This is a genomic window from Planctomycetota bacterium (assembly GCA_033763975.1).
Taxonomy (GTDB): Bacteria; Planctomycetota; Phycisphaerae; order Phycisphaerales; family UBA1924; genus RI-211.
Window position 1 is genome coordinate 71,201 of record JANRJM010000008.1, and the last position, 19,420, is coordinate 90,620.

A 19,420-nucleotide genomic window follows, 5' to 3' on the forward strand; every position below is an offset into this window, starting at 1 on the left:
TCCCACACAACTCGGACCAGAAACCAAGCCGGAACCCCGCACACACACGCGAAGGTCCACCCCCGAGATATCTTCACGCAATCTACTTCTCCGCCCAGATTTCGCAAGCAGAATGCGCCCGCGCATCCGCGAAATTTTGCCAAGGTCTGACATTCCGCGCTTGAAGTCAGGTACGCGTTCGGTGCTCCGCGGCCCGCTCTTCCGCCGCGGCACCGATCGCCTCAACGCGTTCCGCCCAAACATCTTGCACGCTTTCGCCCGCGGCCGCGCTACCCGCCGCATCGCCCTCGCGCCCGGCGTCCTATAACCGGACCGGCTTCCCCGCACGCCGTTCCGCCATGGACCGCACGAACTCGTCGAACAAGTACCCCGAGTCGTGCGGCCCGGGCGACGCCTCCGGGTGGTACTGCACGCTGAACACCGGGCGGTCCTTCAGCCGGAACCCCGCCAGCGTCTGGTCGTTCAGGTGCACGTGCGTCACCTCGCCGCCCGCCGCCTCGATCGACCGCGTATCCACCGCGAACCCGTGGTTCTGGCTGGTGATCTCCACACGCCCGGACCGCGTGTTCAAGATCGGCTGATTCGCCCCGCGATGCCCGAACTTGAGCTTGTAGGTCGTGCCGCCCGCCGCGAGCGCGAGCAACTGGTGCCCGAGGCAGATCCCGAACATCGGGACCGCCTGCGCCGCCGGCTCGTGCAGCAGGTCGCGCAGCGTCGCGATCGTCGCCTCGACCGCCGCCGGGTCGCCCGGGCCGTTCGAGATGAACACCCCGTCGATCTCCCCCGCGCGGTACTTGCGGACGATCTCCGCCGCCGGCGTGTCGTGCGGCACCACCAGCACCTCGCACCCGCGCGACGCCAGGTTCCGCAGGATGTTCGCCTTCGCGCCGCAGTCGAGCGTCAGCACGCGGAACGAGCCCTTGCCCGGCTCGGATGAACCGCGGCCGAACGCGCTCGCCGCCGGCGTCGCCGCCGGCGCCCAGTCGCCCAGCGTCTGGCTCCAGGTCCGCCCGCTCGTGCACCCCACCCGCGGCACGAGATTCTGCCCCGCCATCGACGGCGCACGGCGCGCCGCCTCAACCAGCTCCGCGTCCGTCCGGTCCTGGCGGTCCGTCAGCACGCCGGCCATCGCCCCGCCCCCGCGCAGCCGGCGGGTGAGCGCCCGGGTGTCGATCCCCGTGATGCCCAACACGCCGTGGCGCGCCAGGTACGCGTCCAGCGACTCCGAGGCCCGGTAGTTCGAGTGCGTCGCGGCGAGTTCTCGCACGACAAACCCCGCGACCTGCACGCCGCGCGATTCCACATCCTCGCTGTTCACGCCGTAGTTCCCGATCATCGGGAACGTCTGCACGAGGATCTGCCCGGAATACGACGGGTCGGTGAGCGACTCCTGGTAGCCGCACATGGCCGTGTTGAACACGACCTCGCCGACGGATTCGACGCCCCGCCCGCGGGCCCCGAACGGCGAACCGACATAGACCGACCCATCCGCGAGCGCCAGGCGTGCGACCGGGGACGATACCGTGACGTGTGTGTTCATCAAAGCGGGAGCGTAGCGCGCGTGCACGAAGAGTTATTCGCGACAGGTGACGACCCGCGGCACGCCGCCCCGGCCGGGTACGCGCGCGTCGCGCTCGAACACGCCTTCGACACCGACGACGCGACCCTCACCTACGCCTTCGACGCCGACGCCCCGTCCGTCGGCGAGCGCGTCGAGGTTCCGCTCGGACGCGGCGTGCGGCGGGTCGCGGGCATCGTCGTCGATGTCGGGGGCCCCGAACTCCTCGGCACGCTCTCCCCGACGCGCGTCCGCCTCATCGCCCGGCGCACGCACGCCCGCCTGCCGCCCGACCTGGTCGCGCTCGCCCGGTGGATCGCCGAGTACTACGCCTGCCCGCTGGGCATCGTCCTCGCCGGCATGATGCCCGCCGCCGTCAAGGTCGAGCGGCGTGCCCGCACCGTGACCCTCGTCGACCTCGCGCCGGACATCGATCCCGTCGAGCCCGACGCCCCCGACGGTGCACCGCCGGACGCGCCCGCCCGTGCCGCGCCCGCCCGCCCCGCGCTCCGCGCGACGGCCCGGGTCGCCCTGGAGCGCCTGCTCGGGGCGCCCCGCGACCTCTGGCCCATGCCGCTCGCACGCGCCATCGCGCTCGCCGAGGTCAAGTCGCGGGCGCCGCTCGACTCGCTCGCGCGCGCGGGCCGCCTGCGCCTGTGGGACGATGTCCGCACCGCCGACGACCTCACCGACCCCGACTCGCTCGCGCCCGCCCGGCCCCGCGCGCCCGTGCCGGAACTCACCCCCGAGCAGCACGCCGCCGTCGAGGGGATCGCCGCCTCGCCCGGCTTCGGCGTGCACCTGCTGCGGGGCGTGACGGGCTCGGGCAAGACCGAGGTCTACCTGCGGCTCATCGAGCGCACTTTGCGCGCCGGGCGCGCCGCGATCGTGCTCGTCCCCGAGATCTCGCTCACGCCCCAGACCGTCTCGCGGTTCACCGACCGCTTCGGCCCCGCGCTCGTCACCGCGCTGCACTCGGGCCTCACGCCCGCGCAGCGCCGGCGCGCCTGGCTCCGGGCGGCCGCCGGCGCGGCACGCGTCGTCGTCGGCGCCCGCTCCGCGATGTTCGCGCCCGTCGTCAACCTCGGCATGATCGTCGTCGACGAAGAGCACGACGCGTCGTACAAGCAGGACCGCGCGCCCCGCTACCACGCGCGCGACGCCGCCGTCCAGCGCGCCCACCAGGCCGGCGTCCCGATCGTGCTCGGCTCGGCCACGCCCGCGCTCGAATCCTGGCACAACGCCCGCACCGGCAAGTACCGCCTGTGGACGCTGCCCGCGCGCGTCGGGGGCGGCACGCTCCCGCAGGTCGACATCGTGGACATGACCCAGGAACGCCGCGCACGGCGCGCCGCGGGGCTCGACGACGGGCGCGTCCACCTGCTCGGACCCACGCTCGAGGCGGCCCTCGAACGCACGCTCCGCGCGGGCGGCCAAGCCATCCTGCTGCTCAACCGGCGCGGGCTCGCGCGCTACGTCTGGTGCCGAAACACCGCCTGCGGGCACGTGCTCGCCTGCGACCACTGCGACGCGTCGCTCGTCGTGCACCGCACCGGCGACGCGCCCGGCGGGGGCATCGTGCGCTGCCACCACTGCGACGCGGCCCAGCGCGTGCCGCCCGTCTGCCCGCTGTGCGCGTCGAAGATGTCGCTCTTCGGCTGGGGCACGCAGCGCGCCGAGGACGAACTCGCCGGCAAGTTCGCCTCGCTCGGGCTCGAGGTCGGCGCGACGCTGCTGCGGCTCGATTCCGACGAGGTCCGCTCCGCCGCCGACTACGCGCGGGCGCTGGGTGCGTTCGAGCGCGGCGAGGCCCGCGTGCTGCTGGGCACCCAGATGATCGCCAAGGGGCTCGACTTCCCCAACGTCCGCCTCGTCGGCGTCATCGACGCCGACACCTCCATCTCCACGCCCGACTTCCGCGCCGCCGAGCGCACCTTCCAGCTCGTGAGCCAGGTCGCGGGGCGCGCCGGGCGCGGCGTCGCCCCGGGCCTCGTCATCGTCCAGACCCTGCGCCCCGACGAACCCGCGATCGTCCTCGCCTCGCGCCACGACTTCGAGTCGTTCGCGGCGCTCGAGCTCGCGGCGCGCGAACGCACCGACCTCCCGCCCTTTGCGCGCCTCGCGCGCGTCATCTGCCGCGACGAGAACCCCGCCCGCGCGCGCGAGGCCGCCCAGGCGCTCGCCGACCGGTTCCTCGCCGAAGGCACGCTCCGCGTGCGCGGGCCCATGCCGTGCGTCATCGCGCGCATCGCGGGCGAGCACCGGATCGCGGTCGAGCTGCTCGCGCCGCGTGCCGGGCCCATCCAGCGGGCCCTCGCCGGCGCGAGGGCCGCGGGCCTCCTGCACGCCGACAGCCGCACGCAGGTCGATGTCGACCCCGCGGCACTACTCTGAACGCGTGCCCGACCCCGCCCCCGCGCCCCACGCGTCCACCGCCCCAACGCCGGCATCGCCGACCAGCGACGGCGCCCTGCCCGGCAAGCGCGTGACGGTGATGGGCCTGGGACGCTTCGGGGGCGGGCTGGGCGTCGCGACGTTCCTCGCCTCGCGCGGGGCGCACGTGCACGTCACCGATCTCGAGCCCGCCGACGCCCTGGCGACGCCGCTCGCCTCGCTCGCGCCGCTCGTCGAGCGCGGCGTCGTCACGCTCCGCCTGGGCGCGCACGACGAGCGCGACTTCACCACGTGCGACCTGGTCATCGCGAACCCGGCGGTGCCCCACCCCTGGGACAACCGGTTCCTACGGGCCGCCCAGGCCGCGGGCGTGCCGATCACCACCGAGGTCGGCCTGCTCGTCGAGCGTCTGAGGCGTGATCGCGTCATCGGCGTGACGGGCTCGGCGGGCAAGAGCACGACGAGCGCGATGATCGCGCACGCGCTGAATGCCGCGGGCGTTCGCACGCACCTCGCGGGCAACATCGGGGGATCGCTGCTGCAGAGCCTGGCGCACGTGGCGCCGACCGATCGCGTCGTGCTCGAACTCTCGTCGTTCATGCTGCACTGGCTGGGCGAAGGCGCCCGCGCCTGGTCGCCCGGCATCGGCGTGCTCACGAACCTCGCGCCCAACCACCTCGATTGGCACGGGTCGTTCGAGCACTACCGCGACAGCAAGCTGGCCATCTTCCGCCAGCAGCGGGCGGGCGACGCGGGCGTCGTCGTGGGGCGAGACCTCGCGGCTTCTCTGGGGCCAACACCCGCGCCGCTGCACGTGATCGACCCGCCCGACGCCCGCCAAGACGCCCGCCCCGACAACTGGCCCGACGCGCACCCGTCGCTGCGCCCGCCGTCGCTCATGGTGCCGGGCGCGCACAACCGGCTGAACGCGGTGGTCGCGTCGTACGCCGTGGCGTTGGCCGTCGCGGGTGCGCACGCGGCCCCGGGCGAGCCCGCGTTCGACGACGCCGCCCGCGCCGCGGCGGGCTCGCTGGCGACCTTCCCGGGCCTCCCCCACCGCCTGCAGTTCGTCGCCGAGCACGCCGGCGTGCGCTACTACAACGACAGCAAGGCGACCACGCCCGAGGCCGCCCTGCTCGCGGTCCGCGCGTTCCCCGACACCTCGCGCGTGCACCTGATCGCGGGCGGGTACGACAAGGGCTCGGACCTCGCGCCCGTCGGCGCGCTCGCGCCGTCGCTCGCGGGGCTGTACGCGATCGGCGCGACCGGACGGGCGATCGCCGCCGCCGGCGCCGGGCGGGCCATCGAGTGCGCCACGCTCGACCGGGCGATCCTCGCGGCCCGCGCCCGCGCCCGCCCGGGCGACATCGTGCTCCTCAGCCCGGCGTGCGCGTCGTGGGACCAGTTCACCAACTACGAAGCGCGGGGCGAGCACTTCGCACGCCTCGCGCGGGAGATCGCTCCATGATGCGCCCCGCGCGCCTCGCCGTGCTCGTTGCGTTGGCTGTCGGCGCGTCGTTGCCCGCGTGCCGCTCGGCCACACGGCGCGAGCCCCCGCGCCGCGACGCGGAGGCCCGCGCGCACACGCCTTCCCCCGCCTCGCCCGCCACGCCCGACACACCGCCCGCGCCCGACACACCGGCCCCGCCCGCCGCTGCGCCACCCGCGCCACCCGCGCCCGCCGCAGATGACGCCGCGTGGCGCGAGGTCTTCCCGCACGTCCGCGTGCACATCGCCCGGCGTGAGGTCGAGTTCGACGGCGTCGTGCCCATCGACCCGCACAACCCGCAGACGCCCCGCATCTTCCTCGAAGCGCTCGCCTGCACCGCCGACACCAAGGAGCACGAGTCGCTCGTCATGACCCGCGCCCGCCCCTCGCACGTGCACGCGGCGTTGCTGCTCGTCGGGCTGCAGCCCGGCGCGCCCGGGCGCTGGGACTGGACCGGCGACACCATCCGGGCCATCCCGCCCACGGGCCCGCGCGTGCGCGTCGAGGTGCACGTTGCGCGAGACGGGCGCGATGTCGCCGAGCCCCTGGCGTCGTGGGCCGTCAGCGCACGCACCGGCGAGTCGCTCGTATCGCACGACGCGGGGCACGGGCTGGTCTTCGCGGGCTCGCAGATGATCACGCGCGCGGGCGACAGCGTGTACCGCGCCGATGCCGAAGGCTGCATCGTCGGCCTCACGACCTTCGGGGGCGAGACCATCGCCTGGACGGCGATGCACCACCACGACACCGCCGTCGAAGACCCCGCGTGGATCGCCGATCCCGCCCGCCTGCCTCCCTTCGGCTCGCCCGTGCGCGTGCGCATCACCCCGGCGGACTAACGCGAAACGCAGTTCGCCCCGCCGCGATCGACCACGGCGCGGCCCGCTCTTCGGCGCGTTTGCCAACCCGCGCGCCCGCCCCGCGTCGCTTACTCGTCCTGGCGTTACTCGTCAGACTCGCGCAGCGTGATCGTCTTCTGCACGCCCTCGGCGTCGACGATCTGGACCCGCACGGGCCGGCCCGCGAGCAACCCCTGCGACAGCAGTTCGGTCGCCGCTTCGTCGGCGTCCTTCACGGGCTTGCCCGCGACCGACCGCACGATCATGCCGCGCTCCAGCCCGGCGCCCTGCGCACCCATGCCGGGCGCCACTTCCCACACCACCGCGCCCTCGCTCACGTCGCGCAGCACCAGCCCGAACCCGCTCGCGAGTTCGCGCTGATACTCCGCCGCGCGTGCCCGGCGCGGGAACTCGCCCAGCGTCACCTTGATCTCAACGACCTCGTCGTCGCGCCGCACCTCCAGCGCCGCGACCTGCCCGGGGCTCAAGGACGAGATCTCCCCGCGCAGCGACTCGGACCCCACCACCGGCGACCCGTTGATCCGCACGATGACATCGCCCACCTGCACGCCCGCGCGCGCCGCCGGCCCGCCGGGCGTCACGTCCGTCACCGGCACTCCCGACACCCCCGCGTCGTACGCGTCGTTCGGGAACGAGATGCCCAGGAACCCCGACAGCACCGGCCCGCCCGCGATCAACTGCGGCACGCGCGACTCGATCATCGCCAGCGGGATCGCGAACGAGATCCCCGCGCTCTGCCCCTCCGTGCTCCCGCGGCTTTCCGCCGCCGTCGCGATCGCCACGTTCATCCCCACCAGCCGCCCACGCACATCCACCAGCGGCCCGCCCGAGTTCCCCGGGTTCACCGCCGCGTCCGTCTGGATGAAGTTCGACAGCCCCGCAAACCCCATCGCCGTCCGCGCCGACCGCCCCAGCGCCGACACCACGCCCTCCGACATCGAGAACTTGAACCCGAATGGCGACCCGAACGCGAACACCCGCTCGCCCTTCATCACCCGATCGCCCGTCGCGCGGCGGATCGGAATCAGGTGCGGCCCCTGCTCCACGCGCAGCACCGCGATGTCGCTGGGCGCGTCCGTTCCCACCAGCGTCGCGCGCGACACCCGCCCGTCGAAGAACTGCACCTGCATGCTCGTAGCGCCGGCCACCACGTGCGCGTTCGTCACCACGTGCCCATTCTCGTCGTACACCCAGCCCGAGCCCGACGTGCTGCGGAACCGCCCCTCGGCGCCCGCGACCTGGATGTGCACCACGCTGGGCTCGACCGCCGCCGCCACCTCGCGCACCGCCGCGTTCACCCGCTCCAGGATGTCGTCGGTATCCAGCGTCTCGCGCGCCAGGGTCACGCGGGCCCGCGTCTGCGCCGACGAGATCGCGTGGATCGCGCCGGGCACCGCGAACAGCACCACCGCGCTCGATGCGAGCACCACGAACGCCGGCCCGAACGAAACGATCCGTCGCATGCGCCGTCCCCGCTCCGCCCGCTCCACCGGCGGCTCAGCCCCTTCCACGTACGCCGCGCACGGCGCATCGGATCGCCCGCGCCCGCCCGCCCCGCCAAGATCGACCGTTTCCCGCCCCCGCTTGGGCGCGGACGGCCAGCACTCAGGGCTTCGCCACGGGGGCCGAACGGATTCCCGCCCCGTTCGATTGCACCGTCCGCGTCTCCACGCGCTTCACCCACGCCTCACCAGCCGCCTGGATCATCGGGCCCAACTGCGCCACCGGCTCGGCGAACGGGGGCGGGCGGTCCGTCATCCCCAGCAGGTCCTGCAGCACCAGCACCTGCCCGTGGCAGGCCGGGCCCGCCCCGATCCCGATCAACGGCGCGGTCGTCGCCTCCATCACCCGGCGCGTCACGTCGGCGGGCACCGCTTCGATCAGCAGCATCACCGCGCCCGCCTGCTCCAGCGCGATCGCATCGTGCACCACGCGGTCCGCCTCCGCCGGCGTCCGGCCCGCCGCCGCGTACCCGCCGCTCAGCCCCGCCGACTGCGGGCGGCTTCCCACGTGCGCACACACCGGCACGCCCGCCCGCGCCATCCGCGACACCAGCGGCGCGAACGACTCGTCCGCCTCGATCTTCACCACGTCCGCCAGGCCCTCGACCATGAACCGCCCCGCGTTCCGCAGCGCGTCGTCCGCCGACGCCTGGTAACTCATGAACGGCATGTCCGCCATCACCATCGCCGAACCCGCCCCGCGCTTCACCCCCGCCGTCAGCGCGATCAGCACGTCCAGCGGCATGTGGATCGTCCGGTCAAAGCCCAGCACCATCTCCGCCGCCGTATCGCCCACCAGCAGCACGTGCACGCCCGCACGGTCCAGCCACCGCGCGGTCGTCGCGTCGTAGCACGTGAGGCACGCGAACGGGCGGCCTTCGCGCGCGAGCGTGCGGATGGTGCGGATCGTCACCGGGGGGCGGGTGCTCACGCCCGATCCTATGGCCCCGTCAGCACGCCCCCCGCGCATCCTACCGGGGGCGGTTCAGCCAGCCCCACTCCGCGGCGCTCGAACTGCCGATCGGGAACATCTGGCTGCGCACGTGCACGCGCAGGTGGTTCGCCCGAAGGTCGTTGGGCTCTTCCAGGTTGTTCCGCCCGCCGGTCGGAGACTCGAACGCCCCCACCGACCCGTCGAGGTACGCGATGTTCCCCTGCCGCGTGTGCCGGCGCGAGAACTGATCGTTGTTGGCGAAACTCCCGTCATCGTTCGCCACGTTGTACCACCACTCGTCCTCTTCGATGAGAATCGGGATGCCCGGGAAGTACTTGCGGGGCGAGAGCGTGTTCATGGGCGACTCGGGGTAACTCACCTTCCAGTCGATGTCGACCCGCGCGCCCGCGAACCGGATCGGCATCGTGTAGTCGTACCACTGGTTCGCCCGGCGCCCCGTCGGGCACACGAACGTCTGGTCCTGCGAACTCATGTACGGGTACAGCACCGACGTCTGCACCGGGTGCGTCCAGTTCGTGGGCTGGGCGTTGTACCGCTGGTTGTTCCGCCCGCACCAGTCCAGGTTGATCGGCCCCTGCCAGTACGCGCCGGGGATCACCTTGTAGTCCGCCGCGTACGTCCAGAACGACAGCCCCACCTGGCGGATGTTCGAGCGGCACACGACGAACCGCCCCGCCTCGCGGGCCTTGCCCAGGCTGGGCAGCAGGATCCCGATGAGCAGCGCGATGATCGCGATCACCACCAGCAGTTCGATCAGCGTGAACCCCGCGCGACGCATGGAGACCTCCCGCGCCGCCAGAATACCACGCACCCGCCCGCCGGACAGCGCCGCACGCTACGCTCCGCACGAATGAGACGAATACTCCATGTCGGCGTCGGTCCCCTCGGGCAGCGGATCCTCGAAGATCTCCACGAGCGCGGGCTTGGCCAGGTCATCGGCGTTGTCGATTCCGCCCCGGCCTTGCGGGGAAAGTCGCTCGCCGACGTCGTCCCCCGCGCCGACCACCGCCTCCACGTCCTCCCGGACCTCGAGGCCTTCGACGACTGGAACCGTCTTGACGCCGCCATCGTCACCACCCGCTCCGATCTGCCCTCGTGCATGGACACGTTCCGAGAACTCCTCGCCCGCGGCGTCGCCGTGGTCAGCACCTGCGAGGAACTCGTCTACCCCTGGCTCCGCCACGTCGCCCTCGCCGAGGAACTCCAGGACCTCGCCCGGCGCACCGGCGGACGCATCCTCGGCACCGGCGTGAACCCCGGGTTCCTCATGGACGCGCTCCCGACGTTCATGACCGGCGTCAGCCGCTCGGTCCGCTCCATCACCTGCCACCGCGTGCAGGACGCCTCGTCGCGGCGCGTCCCGTTTCAGCAGAAGATCGGCGCCGGGCTCGACGACGCCCAGTTCGCCGCGCGCGTGCGCGAGGGCGTGCTGCGCCACGTGGGCCTGGGCGAGAGCATGCACTTCATCGCGCACTACACGGGCCTGCGCATCGAGCGCTGGGAAGAGGACATCCAGCCCGTGCACGCCACGCGCGACCTCGTCTGCGCGCTGGGACCCATCCCCAAGGGACGCTGCGCGGGCGTCCGGCAGACGGCCCGCGCGTATGCCGACGAGCGCGAGATTCTGCACCTGGAGTTCCAGGCCGCCATCGGCCAGCCCGACCCGCACGACAGCATCCGCATCCACGGCGAGCCGGAGATCCACGTCACGATCCCCGGGGGCGTCCACGGCGACATCGCCACCAGCGCGATCACCCTGAACGCGCTGCCCAGCCTGCTCGCCTCCCCGCCGGGCCTGCACACCATGGCCACCATCCCGATGCCCGCCCACCTGCCCCGCCTCTCAATCTCCTGAACAAGCCGGACCGATCCTCAGGGAGGAGGACCGCCATGGCCCGTCTGCACGTCACCACCGCCGGACCCACCACCATCACCGTCGACGGGCGCGACCTCATCGCCTTCGGCGGGTGCAACTACCTCGGGCTCTCGCACCACCCCCAGGTCATCGCGGCCCTCACCGACGGCGCCGCCCGCTACGGCATCTCCACCACCGCCTCGCGCGAGACCACCGGCAACACCCAGGCCCACGACGACCTCGAGCGCGATCTCGCCCGCTGGATGGGCCAGCAGAGCGCCATCCTCGCCGCCGAGGGCTACACCGCCAACATCGCGCTCGCCCAGGCCCTCGCCCGCACGCACGGCGTCGCGCTCATGGACGCCCGCGCCCACCGCAGCCTCCGCAGCGCCGCCACCGCCGCGGGCATGCAGGTCTTCGAGTACGAGCACCTCAACGCCGACGCCGCCGCCTCGCTCGCCGCCATGTTCGCCGACCAGGGCGTCGCGATCCTCACCGACGGTGTCTTCGCCGCCGACGGCGCCATCGCCCCGCTCCCGGATCTCCTCGCCGCCCTCCCCCCGCAGCGCGCCACGCTCGTCGTCGACGACTGTCACGGCGTGTGCGTCCTGGGCGAACGCGGCTCGGGCACCGTCGAGCACTACGGCCTGCGCGACCCCCGCATCGTCATCACCACCACGCTCGCCAAGGGCGTGGGCTGCTACGGCGGTGCCATCATCGGCCCCCGCACGGTCGTCGACGCCGTCCGCGAGTACGCCGATGTCTACCGTCGCTCGACGCCCGTACCCCCGCCGCTGGCGTGCGCCGCCCGCGCCGCGGTCGCGCTGGTGCAGAACGACCCCGCGCTGCTCGCCTCCTTGCGGCGCAACACCGACCACCTCCGCGACGGGCTGCGCGACCTGGGGCTCTGCCACCGCAGCGACGACGTCCCGATCTTTACGTTCACGCTCGATCCGGCTGAACGGATGAACGACATGGCCGCCGATCTGGTCCGCCTGGGCCTGTACGCCCCGTGCATCGAGTACCCCGGCGGGCCGGCGGAGCGGTTCTTCCGCCTCACGGTGTCGGCGGCGCACCAGCCTTCCCAGATTGACCAACTTCTCGGCGGGCTTGCCCAGGTTTCCAGGCTGTCGCTCGCCGCCACGCCCGACGCCCTCGCGTTACCGAAGTCTTAACGCACCTGGACTCGTCCCCGGCGGACACCCCGGGATAATCCCCTTCCCCGCGGAGAAGGTTCGCGGGCCAAGGAGAGAGAGCCCATGCGTATTGCTGCTTCGTTCGTGGCTGTCGGCGCGCTCGCGTCGATCGCCGCCGGTCAGATTTCGTACACGGGCGGCGTGTACAGCCAGAACTTCGACGGCCTGCCCTCCTCCGGCACGCTCACCCAGACCGGGCGCGGGCCGCACGCCCTCAACCCGATCTTCGGGGACGCCTCCCTCGACGGCTGGTTCGGCGGCAACCCCGGCGGAAGCAACGGCAACACCGAGTTCCGCGCGCAGGACGGCAGCCTCGCCGGCAGTGCCGGCCGCGGCGTGGTCTCGTTCGGCACCACCGGCTCGGGCGAGCGCGCCCTGGGCGCCCTCCCTACCAGCAACCAGATCTCCCACTTCGGCGCGCTCTTCACCAACAACACCGGCGCCACCCTCACCGACATCACCATCTCGTACACCGGCGAGCAGTGGCGCCGCGGCGACGTCGCCGACCCGCAGTTCCTGGGCTTCTTCTACGGCCTGGGCTCGAGCATCGCCGACGCGATGACCGCGGAGAGCGCGCTGAGCTTCTCCTCGGCCAACACGCAGGCCGCCCCCCTCGAGGTCGCCCTCAACGGCAACGACCCGATGAACAAGACGCTCGTCACCGCGACGATCTCGGGCGTCAACTGGACCCCCGGTTCGACGCTGGCCATCCGCTGGCTCATCAGCGAGCAGTCGGGCCAGGACGACGGGCTCGCCGTCGACGATTTCTCGCTCCGCGCGGTGCCGGCCCCCGGCGCGGGCGCGCTGCTCGGCCTGGGCGCGATCGTCGCCCTGCGCCGCCGCCGCTAAGCGGATCGCCCGGTGATCGACCGGTCGGAACACCGGCCGAGCGCGTCGCTGGTTTCTGCACGATTTTTCACGCCGCCCCTGTCAACGCGGGGGCGGCGTTCGTTTTGGGGCCCGTCGCGTCGGTGCGTATGTCAGCGCGGTTCGCCCAGGCGCGCCGCGATGACGTGCGCGTCGTACGCCGCGACCGAGCGGTCGTGGATGCGCAGGCGCCACGGGAACCGGTCGATCTCACCCACGATGCGCACGCCCTGGATCGACGCGGGGTGCGCGCCGGGCGTGAGCAGTTGGCGCAGCAGTGGTTCGCTCCGCCCGGCGTGGACGGCCCGCTGCGAGTGCCCGCCGATCCACGCCTCGACGGGCGTGACGACGCCCTCCCAGTCGTACGGCGTCGAGAGCACGAGCCCCGCGCCGGGCGCGCCCACGCGGGCCAGTTCGCGCAGCACGCCGAGCGGCGAGGGCGTCGCGTCAACGACATTCAGCGCGGTCACCAGCCCGCACGACGCGTCGGCCAAGGGCAATGCGGCGGCGTCGCAGACCCAGAAGTCCACGCGATCGGCGCCCGGAAAATCGGCGCGGAAGGTGCGGCGCTGGTGCACGATGCCCACGTCCCGGCGCGGGTACGACACCTCGCCCCGCGACAGCACGCGCCGGGCGAGGCGCAGCAGTGCCACGTTGACGTCTACTCCGAGCACCAGACCGGGACGCGACGACGCGAGCTCGAACGTGGCGCGCCCCGTGGCGCAGCCGACGTCAAGGCTCGGCGTTGGCGGCAGAGGCGCAGGGCCCAGCAGGCCCAGCCCCGCGCGGAGCGTGCGCAGGGCGGCCCCGGGCGGGGCGGGCTCGTCGGGGGCTTCGTCGGGGTCGAGGTCGGCGTAGTGGTCGCGCGCGTAGATGGAGAGATACCGGCGCGAGAGCGTGTACGCGGTGCCCGGCCCGGCGCAGTCGGCGAGCATGGACTCGGCGAGATCGGAGAGGTCGTCGCGCGCGGTCAGGGCGGCGAAGTTGTCGCTCACGAAACGCCGCACGTCGGGCACGATGATGGGCGCGCCGTCGAGGATCGGGTACTCGCAGGCGCACGGCGCGTGCGCGCAGACGAGCGACCCCTCGGCGATGTCGGTCCCGTCGCGTCGCGCGACCGAGCCGACCGCCAGACGATGGAGCGAGCCGTCACGCGCGCGGCAGAGCGGGCAGACGGGCGCGAAGGCCTCGACGTGCGTCTCTCGCACGCTAGCCCCCGATGCTGACGGTGGTCGCGCAGGGCGGCTGGATGGTGCCCGTGGGCGACGGGATGGGCGCGACGCACGAGGTGTGCGAGGTCATGTCGCCCGAGCGCGCCGCGGGCAGTTTCATGATCATGACCGTCGCGGAGCCCTTGGCGATCATGCCCGGGCCGGCGGGCACGCAGGAAGGCAGCATGCACGGCGCGGACATGTCGGTGGCGCGGGCGGCGGGCTGGTTCGCGATCATGACGGTCGCGGCCCCCGGCGGGATGATCGCCAGCGGCAACGCCGGGTGCGCCACCGGCGTGGGCACGGGGGCGGGCGGGTGGATGGGCGCGTGGCAGTGCGGGGCATCCTGCTTCATCATGTCGCCGACGCGGGCTGCTGCGGGCATGGTCCACCTCCCGAGAGCGAGTGTACTCCGGGCCCCGCGCCGTCGCGATGGGCCGGGCCGCTAGACTCCGGCATGGGCGATCCTGGCAACGAGCGCGGTGCGATCCGGCGGGTGCCCCCTGCGGCGAGCGACGCCGCCCGGGTGTTGCCGTCGGGGCGGACGGTGGAGGTCGGCGCGGACGAGCGGGGGGAGCGGATCGAGGTGCGTTCGCCCGACGGCGTGCTGGAGATCGCCATCGCGCTTACGGCGCAGGGGCCGGTGCTGCAGGTGCGCGGGGCGCGCCTGGAAATCGAGAGCACGGACGCGGTGGCGCTGAAGTGCCGCGAGTTTTCCGTCCATGCGGATGAAGGGATGAAACTCTCGACGGGCGGGACGCTCGATGTGCGCGCGCAGGGCGAGATCGGCATGACGACGATGGCCGACGCCCGTCTTGACGCGGCGGTGATCCACCTGAACTGCGGCGACCGATCGGCGTACCCGGACGGGCAGCCGGGGTACGTGCCGCCGGTGTTCGAGCTGCCGGCGTTGCCCGCGGTGGGGCCCGCGGTGGGGCCCGCGGCACCGGCGGGGCGCGACGGGGCGGGCGAGTGCTGCGGGGGCGGCGCGTGCGGCCATGACCACGCCTGAGGCGCCGGGCCATGTGCCGGTGCTGGCACGCGAGGTGGTCGACCTGCTCGACCCGCGCGCGGGCGAGACGTACGTGGATTGCACGGCCGGCCTGGGCGGGCACGCGGCGTTGATCGCCCCGCGCCTGTCGCCCGGCGGACGCGTGTTCCTGACGGACGTGGACCCGGCGAATCTGAACGCGGCGGCGGCACGGGTGCGAGCGGCGGCGCCGGGGGTCGAGGTTGGTACGTTGCAGGTGAACTTCGCGGTGCTGCCGCACGAGTTGGCGGCGCGGGGCGTGCGGGCCGACCTCGTGCTCGCGGACCTGGGGTTCGCGTCGACGCAGGTGGATGACCCGGCGCGCGGGCTGTCGTTCATGCGGGAGGGGCCGCTGGACATGCGGCTGGACCCGACGCTGCCGGTGAGCGCGGCGGAGTTGGTGAACTCGCTGGCGGAGAGCGAGTTGGTGCGGATTCTGGAGGAGTTCGGGGAAGAGCGGCAGGCGCGTCGGGTGGCGCGGGCGATGGTCGCGGCACGCGCGAAGAGCCCGTTGCGGACGACGACCGAACTGGCGGAGGTGGTGCGCCGGGTGGTGCCGCGATCGGGGCCGACGGACCCGGCGACGCGGACGTTCCAGGCGCTGCGGATCGCGGTGAACGACGAGTTGGGGAACCTGGAGGCGCTGCTGGCGGCGGTCGAACGGGACGGGCGATCGGGATCGGCGGGGTGGCTTTCGGGGGAGGCGCGGGTGGGCGTGATCTCGTTTCATTCGTTGGAAGACCGGGCGGTGAAGGAGGCGTTCGGGCGCTGCACGGACGGCGGGTGGGACGAGGTCTCGCACGGGGTGGTGATGGCGGGCGAGGGCGAGCGCGAGGCGAACCCGCGGGCGCGGTCGGCGAAGCTGCGGGTGGTGCGCCGGGCGGGCGCGCCGAAGTGACAGCGGGTTTTCCGGCGGGACGGGCAAGAATGCCGAAGAACTGAACTACAGTGCGGGTTGTCGGACGTTGGGGCCCGGTTACGGATGACCGAGCCGCACGACGCGCTCTCGCTGGCAGGCCAGGCCGGCCCGGACAATGCAAGGACGCACGCCGTGACCCGTGAACTGAAACTCGCGTTGATCGTCGGATTTTCGCTGGTGCTGGTGGTGACGGTGCTGATCAGCGACCATCTGTCGCGGGCCCGCACGAGCACGCTGGACACGACCATCGCGGAGCGCCCGGCGCTGACGCCCGAGGCCGGCGGCGAGCCCGATGTGTACGAATCCACCGACGCGCCGGCCCCGGCGCGGACGCTGGCCTCGGGCGAGGAGCGGGCGGAGCCGAAGCCCGACGTGCCGGCCGAGCCCCCGGCGGTCGAGCTGACGATGTCGCGCACCGGGACGCGCGACGTGGCGTCGGGGGGCAATGGGTCCGACAGCGAGTTCGACGCGATCCGGCGGATGATCGAAGAAGCGGGCGGACGGATCGAGAACGGGACGATCTACCTCCCCCCGGCGGTGAAGGTGCAGCCTGGCGCCCCGGCGGGCGAGAAGCCCCAGACGCCCCCGGTCGCGCCGCCCCCGACGGCGGTGCCCACGACGCCCCCGCCCGCGGCGGCGGTGCCGACGCGCGAGTACGTGGTGAAGTCGGGAGACACGGCGTACCGCATCGCGAAGCGCGAACTGGGCGACGGCGAGCAGTGGCGGACGATCGTGTCGCTCAACGCGGGGCGGGTCTCGGCCGACGGGCGGGTGCGCCTGGGCCAGAAGCTGCTGCTCCCCGCGAAGGCCGGGGCGGCGGGTCCGAAGGACACGCCGCGGGCCGGGACGCCGACGCCGTCGAAGCGAACGTACACGGTGCGCAAGGGCGACACGCTGGGTGAGATCGCGTCGCGCGAACTGAAGTCGTCGCGCCGGGCGAAGGAGATCCTGGAGTTGAACCGCGACGTGATCCGCAACCCGGACGTGGTGCCGGCGGGCACGGTCTTGAAGATGCCCGGCTGATGCGGGCGCGCGCGGGGTGTTCGGCGGAGCACGGGACGGGAGGGACGGGTGTTCGCCAAGTGCGTGGTGCTGATCCTCGCGGTGGGCGCGTGCGGGTGTGCGCTGCTGGCGCTGCGCCAGTCGCGCCTGCAGGTGGCGAGCGAACTGGCGCGGACGCAGCTTCGGATCAGCGCGGCGGATGAGCGGCTGTGGTCGCTGCGCTCGCAGGTGGCGGAGCGGACGAACCCGCGGAACATCGAGGTGCTGGCGCGCGGGCTGGGGCCGCTCAAGCCGATCGTTGAGCCCGCGAACCTGCCGGTGGCGCAGGGCGCCGGGCCCGACGCGACGCGTGGGGCGGGCGCGAACACGGACGCGGGACGCGGGCCGGGCGTCGGGCCGGGCGTCGGACCGGGCTCGGAGGCGGGCGTGTCGCCCGGGGGCGGCGGCCCAACGGACACTCGCCCGTCTGAATCTCGCCCCTCAGAGGTGCGCCCGGCGAACGAGCCCCCGGCGAGCACGCCGGCTCGACCCCCCCGGGGTGTGCGCATTGCGCGGCGGGGGCGGCCGTGACGGGCACGCCGCCGACCGGAGGCCGGGCTCGCGCGGTGACGGGCGTGGTGCTCGCGGGCATCTCGCTGGCGTTCGTCGTGCTGCTGGCGCGGGTGGCGCAGTTGCAACTGTCGCCCGATGCGCGGCTGGTGGCGGAGATGACGCCCCGCGAGAGCGTGCGCCGTGAGCCGGCGCTGCGGGGCGACCTGCTGGACCGCAACGGTCGGGTGCTGGCCTCGACGCGCCTGGGCACGCGGGTCGTGGTCGACCCGGTGAACCTGAACCCCGAAACGCTCGACGCGGACATCGTGCGGCTGGCCGACGCGATGGAACTGCCCCCGGACGAGGTCGGCACGCGGATCGTCACGGCGATCGACAAGAACCGCGAGCGGACGGGGCTTCCCGGCGAGCGGGGCAAGGTGCGGTACCTGCCCATCGGAAGCGTGCTGAACGAGTCGCAGGCGGCGGCGGTGCGGGATCTCAAGCTGCGGGGCGTGATGCTGGAACGCCGCCAGGTGCGGACGTACGCGGGCGGGCCGGAATCCGCGGCGATCGTGGGGAAGGTGGGGTTCGAAGAGACGGGGCTGATGGGCGCGGAGCGCCTGCTGGAGAACGACCTTGCGGGCGACGCGGGGTCGATCCGGTTCGTGCGCGACGCCTCGGGGCGCCCGCTGTGGATGAACCCGGGATCGGTCGATCCGCCGACGTCGGGCGCGGACGTGCGGCTGTCGATCGACATCGAGTTGCAGCGGATCGCGCACGAGGAACTCGCGCGCCGGGTGGAGGAGATGGACGCGGCCGGCGGACGCCTCGTGATGGCGGACCCGACGACGGGCGAGATCCTGGCGATGGTGGACATCGTGCGGGAGATGCCTGGGCTGCGTCCGTTCCCGTGGATCGACGTGACGCCCCAGGCGCCGCCCGCGCGGGGGCAGCGCCGGGTGCGCCCGCCGCCGGACCCGCCGCTGCCCGAGGCGCGGTACGTGACGATTCCCGACGATCCGGGACGCCGGGTGCATCCGTCGCTGGCGCGGAACCGGTGCATCGAGGACATCTACGAGCCGGGCTCGACGTTCAAGCCGTTCGTCTGGGCGACGGTGACGGAGCTCGGACGGGCGCGGCTCGACGAAGTCTTCGACACGCACGACGGGAGCTGGGTGGTGCCGGGGATCGGTCGCCCGGTGTTCGACGTGACGAAGCGTCCGGAGATGACGTGGCGCGACGTGCTGGTGCTGTCGTCGAACATCGGGATGATCCAGGGCGCGGCGCGCCTGACACCCGAGGAGCTGCACGACTGCGTGAAGCGGTTCGGGTTCGGCTCGCCGACGGGGATCGGGCTGCCCGGGCGTGCCTTCCCGGGCGAGGCGACGGGGCTGGTGACGCCGCTGAGCCGCTGGACGAAGTACACGCACTCGTCGGTGCCGTGGGGGCACGAGGTGGGCGTGACGCCGGTGCAGATGGTGCGGGCGTTCAGCGCGTTCGCGCGGAGCGGCGAGAAGGCCGGGACTTTGCCCCGTTTGCGGCTGAGCGCGCCATCGACGGGCGAGCCCGAGGGCGTGACGTACCGGGTGCTGCCGGCGGACCTGGCGCTCATGACGCGCGACATCATGCGCGACGTCGTGACGAACATGGAACGCGGGATGACGGTGCGCCAGGAAGAGATCCCCAAGGGGGGCTGGCGGTACTCGATGTTCGGGAAGTCCGGGACGGCGGATATCCCGATCGGCAAGGCCCCCGCCGGCAAGCGCCCGCCCCGCACGGCGAAGGGGTTCTACCCCGGGCAGCTCAACTCGAGTTTTATCGCGGGTGCACCGGCGGAAAACCCGCGCATCGTGGTGATCGTGGTGATCGACGATCCGGGCCCGAAGCCGGACCGGCGGCAGATGTACGGCTCGGCGGCGGCCGGGCCGGCGGTGCGCCGCGTGGTGGATCGAGCGCTCACGTACCTCGGCGTGCCGGCGTCGCCGACGGGCGAGCCGGTGGCGCAGGCCGCGGGCGCTTCGGGGGCCGCGGGCGCCCGGTGATGGCGACGC

General features: G+C 73.3%; 17 protein-coding genes. 11 read left to right on the forward strand and 6 right to left on the reverse strand.

The features are described from left to right. Positions 1-301 precede the first annotated feature (301 nt). The gene (carA, locus tag SFY69_05000) at positions 302-1,540 is read right to left on the reverse strand and encodes a glutamine-hydrolyzing carbamoyl-phosphate synthase small subunit (GenBank protein ID MDX2131391.1); all 1,239 of its coding nucleotides are present in this window, start codon (positions 1,538-1,540) and stop codon (positions 302-304) included. A gap of 21 nt (positions 1,541-1,561) precedes the next feature. Between carA and priA the strand changes: the two genes are divergently transcribed. The 3 genes from priA to SFY69_05015 are packed head-to-tail and all read left to right on the forward strand — an operon-like array spanning position 1,562 to position 6,280. Next, on the forward strand, positions 1,562-3,952 hold the full coding sequence (gene priA, locus SFY69_05005) for a primosomal protein N' (GenBank protein MDX2131392.1): 2,391 nt from the start codon (positions 1,562-1,564) through the stop codon (positions 3,950-3,952). 4 nt (positions 3,953-3,956) lie between these two features. Continuing rightward, positions 3,957-5,420, forward strand: a complete 1,464-nt coding sequence (gene murD, locus SFY69_05010) for a UDP-N-acetylmuramoyl-L-alanine--D-glutamate ligase (GenBank protein ID MDX2131393.1) — start codon at positions 3,957-3,959, stop codon at positions 5,418-5,420. Further along, a complete protein-coding gene (locus SFY69_05015) occupies positions 5,417-6,280 on the forward strand; it encodes a YdjY domain-containing protein (GenBank protein ID MDX2131394.1) in 864 nt (287 codons plus the stop codon). Before murD ends, SFY69_05015 begins: the two co-directional genes overlap by 4 nt. A 104-nt stretch (positions 6,281-6,384) precedes the next feature. Here SFY69_05015 and SFY69_05020 read toward each other — a convergent pair whose 3' ends face one another. The 3 genes from SFY69_05020 to SFY69_05030 all read right to left on the reverse strand — a co-directional run bounded on the left by SFY69_05020 (position 6,385) and on the right by SFY69_05030 (position 9,536). Further along, complete coding sequence (locus tag SFY69_05020) at positions 6,385-7,764, reverse strand: trypsin-like peptidase domain-containing protein (GenBank protein MDX2131395.1); 1,380 nt, start codon at positions 7,762-7,764, stop codon at positions 6,385-6,387. A 142-nt stretch (positions 7,765-7,906) separates the two neighbouring features. Then, the gene (gene panB, locus SFY69_05025; protein ID MDX2131396.1) at positions 7,907-8,734 is read right to left on the reverse strand and encodes a 3-methyl-2-oxobutanoate hydroxymethyltransferase; all 828 of its coding nucleotides are present in this window, start codon (positions 8,732-8,734) and stop codon (positions 7,907-7,909) included. Positions 8,735-8,774: 40 nt separating this feature from the next. Beyond that, positions 8,775-9,536 (reverse strand): prepilin-type N-terminal cleavage/methylation domain-containing protein, encoded by a 762-nt coding sequence (locus SFY69_05030; protein ID MDX2131397.1) that lies wholly within the window; start codon positions 9,534-9,536, stop codon positions 8,775-8,777. 72 nt (positions 9,537-9,608) lie between these two features. Between SFY69_05030 and SFY69_05035 the strand changes: the two genes are divergently transcribed. The 3 genes from SFY69_05035 (at position 9,609) to SFY69_05045 (ending at position 12,658) form a co-directional block, all read left to right on the forward strand. After that, on the forward strand, positions 9,609-10,613 hold the full coding sequence (locus tag SFY69_05035) for a dihydrodipicolinate reductase (GenBank protein ID MDX2131398.1): 1,005 nt from the start codon (positions 9,609-9,611) through the stop codon (positions 10,611-10,613). Positions 10,614-10,648: 35 nt separating this feature from the next. Further along, a complete protein-coding gene (locus SFY69_05040) occupies positions 10,649-11,788 on the forward strand; it encodes a pyridoxal phosphate-dependent aminotransferase family protein (GenBank protein ID MDX2131399.1) in 1,140 nt (379 codons plus the stop codon). Between the two features lie 84 nt (positions 11,789-11,872). Beyond that, the gene (locus SFY69_05045) at positions 11,873-12,658 is read left to right on the forward strand and encodes a hypothetical protein (protein ID MDX2131400.1); all 786 of its coding nucleotides are present in this window, start codon (positions 11,873-11,875) and stop codon (positions 12,656-12,658) included. Positions 12,659-12,789: 131 nt separating this feature from the next. On the opposite strand, the gene SFY69_05050 is transcribed toward SFY69_05045, so the two are convergent. Both SFY69_05050 and SFY69_05055 read right to left on the reverse strand, forming a co-directional pair. Further along, positions 12,790-13,884: a methyltransferase domain-containing protein gene (locus SFY69_05050; GenBank protein MDX2131401.1), complete on the reverse strand. Its 1,095-nt coding sequence runs from the start codon at positions 13,882-13,884 to the stop codon at positions 12,790-12,792. Position 13,885: 1 nt separating this feature from the next. Further along, a complete protein-coding gene (locus SFY69_05055; GenBank protein MDX2131402.1) occupies positions 13,886-14,272 on the reverse strand; it encodes a PAAR domain-containing protein in 387 nt (128 codons plus the stop codon). 72 nt (positions 14,273-14,344) lie between these two features. Here SFY69_05055 and SFY69_05060 point away from each other — a divergent pair, with 72 nt between their 5' ends. The 5 genes from SFY69_05060 (at position 14,345) to SFY69_05080 (ending at position 19,411) form a co-directional block, all read left to right on the forward strand. Next, a complete protein-coding gene (locus SFY69_05060; GenBank protein MDX2131403.1) occupies positions 14,345-14,899 on the forward strand; it encodes a hypothetical protein in 555 nt (184 codons plus the stop codon). Then, on the forward strand, positions 14,886-15,815 hold the full coding sequence (gene rsmH / locus SFY69_05065; GenBank protein MDX2131404.1) for a 16S rRNA (cytosine(1402)-N(4))-methyltransferase RsmH: 930 nt from the start codon (positions 14,886-14,888) through the stop codon (positions 15,813-15,815). Before SFY69_05060 ends, rsmH begins: the two co-directional genes overlap by 14 nt. Before the next feature lie 153 nt (positions 15,816-15,968). After that, the gene (locus tag SFY69_05070) at positions 15,969-16,859 is read left to right on the forward strand and encodes a LysM peptidoglycan-binding domain-containing protein (GenBank protein MDX2131405.1); all 891 of its coding nucleotides are present in this window, start codon (positions 15,969-15,971) and stop codon (positions 16,857-16,859) included. A gap of 48 nt (positions 16,860-16,907) precedes the next feature. Further along, positions 16,908-17,408 carry a hypothetical protein gene (locus tag SFY69_05075; protein ID MDX2131406.1) on the forward strand — a complete coding sequence of 167 codons (501 nt, stop codon included), beginning with the start codon at positions 16,908-16,910 and terminating at the stop codon, positions 17,406-17,408. Next, entirely contained in the window at positions 17,405-19,411 is a 2,007-nt protein-coding gene (locus tag SFY69_05080) for a penicillin-binding protein 2 (GenBank protein MDX2131407.1), read from the forward strand. Before SFY69_05075 ends, SFY69_05080 begins: the two co-directional genes overlap by 4 nt. The last annotated feature ends 9 nt before the right edge of the window (positions 19,412-19,420 follow it).

Excerpts from the sequence above, each read along its gene's own strand:
- SFY69_05040 (MDX2131399.1), top strand. The coding sequence starts at position 10,649 with ATGGCCCGTCTGCACGTCACCACCGCCGGACCCACCACCATCACCGTC.
- carA (MDX2131391.1), bottom strand. The coding sequence starts at position 1,540 with ATGAACACACACGTCACGGTATCGTCCCCGGTCGCACGCCTGGCGCTC.
- SFY69_05060 (MDX2131403.1), top strand. The coding sequence starts at position 14,345 with ATGGGCGATCCTGGCAACGAGCGCGGTGCGATCCGGCGGGTGCCCCCT.
- SFY69_05035 (MDX2131398.1), top strand. The coding sequence starts at position 9,609 with ATGAGACGAATACTCCATGTCGGCGTCGGTCCCCTCGGGCAGCGGATC.
- SFY69_05055 (MDX2131402.1), bottom strand. The coding sequence starts at position 14,272 with ATGCCCGCAGCAGCCCGCGTCGGCGACATGATGAAGCAGGATGCCCCG.
- rsmH (MDX2131404.1), top strand. The coding sequence starts at position 14,886 with ATGACCACGCCTGAGGCGCCGGGCCATGTGCCGGTGCTGGCACGCGAG.
- SFY69_05015 (MDX2131394.1), top strand. The coding sequence starts at position 5,417 with ATGATGCGCCCCGCGCGCCTCGCCGTGCTCGTTGCGTTGGCTGTCGGC.
- SFY69_05020 (MDX2131395.1), bottom strand. The coding sequence starts at position 7,764 with ATGCGACGGATCGTTTCGTTCGGGCCGGCGTTCGTGGTGCTCGCATCG.
- SFY69_05030 (MDX2131397.1), bottom strand. The coding sequence starts at position 9,536 with ATGCGTCGCGCGGGGTTCACGCTGATCGAACTGCTGGTGGTGATCGCG.
- SFY69_05045 (MDX2131400.1), top strand. The coding sequence starts at position 11,873 with ATGCGTATTGCTGCTTCGTTCGTGGCTGTCGGCGCGCTCGCGTCGATC.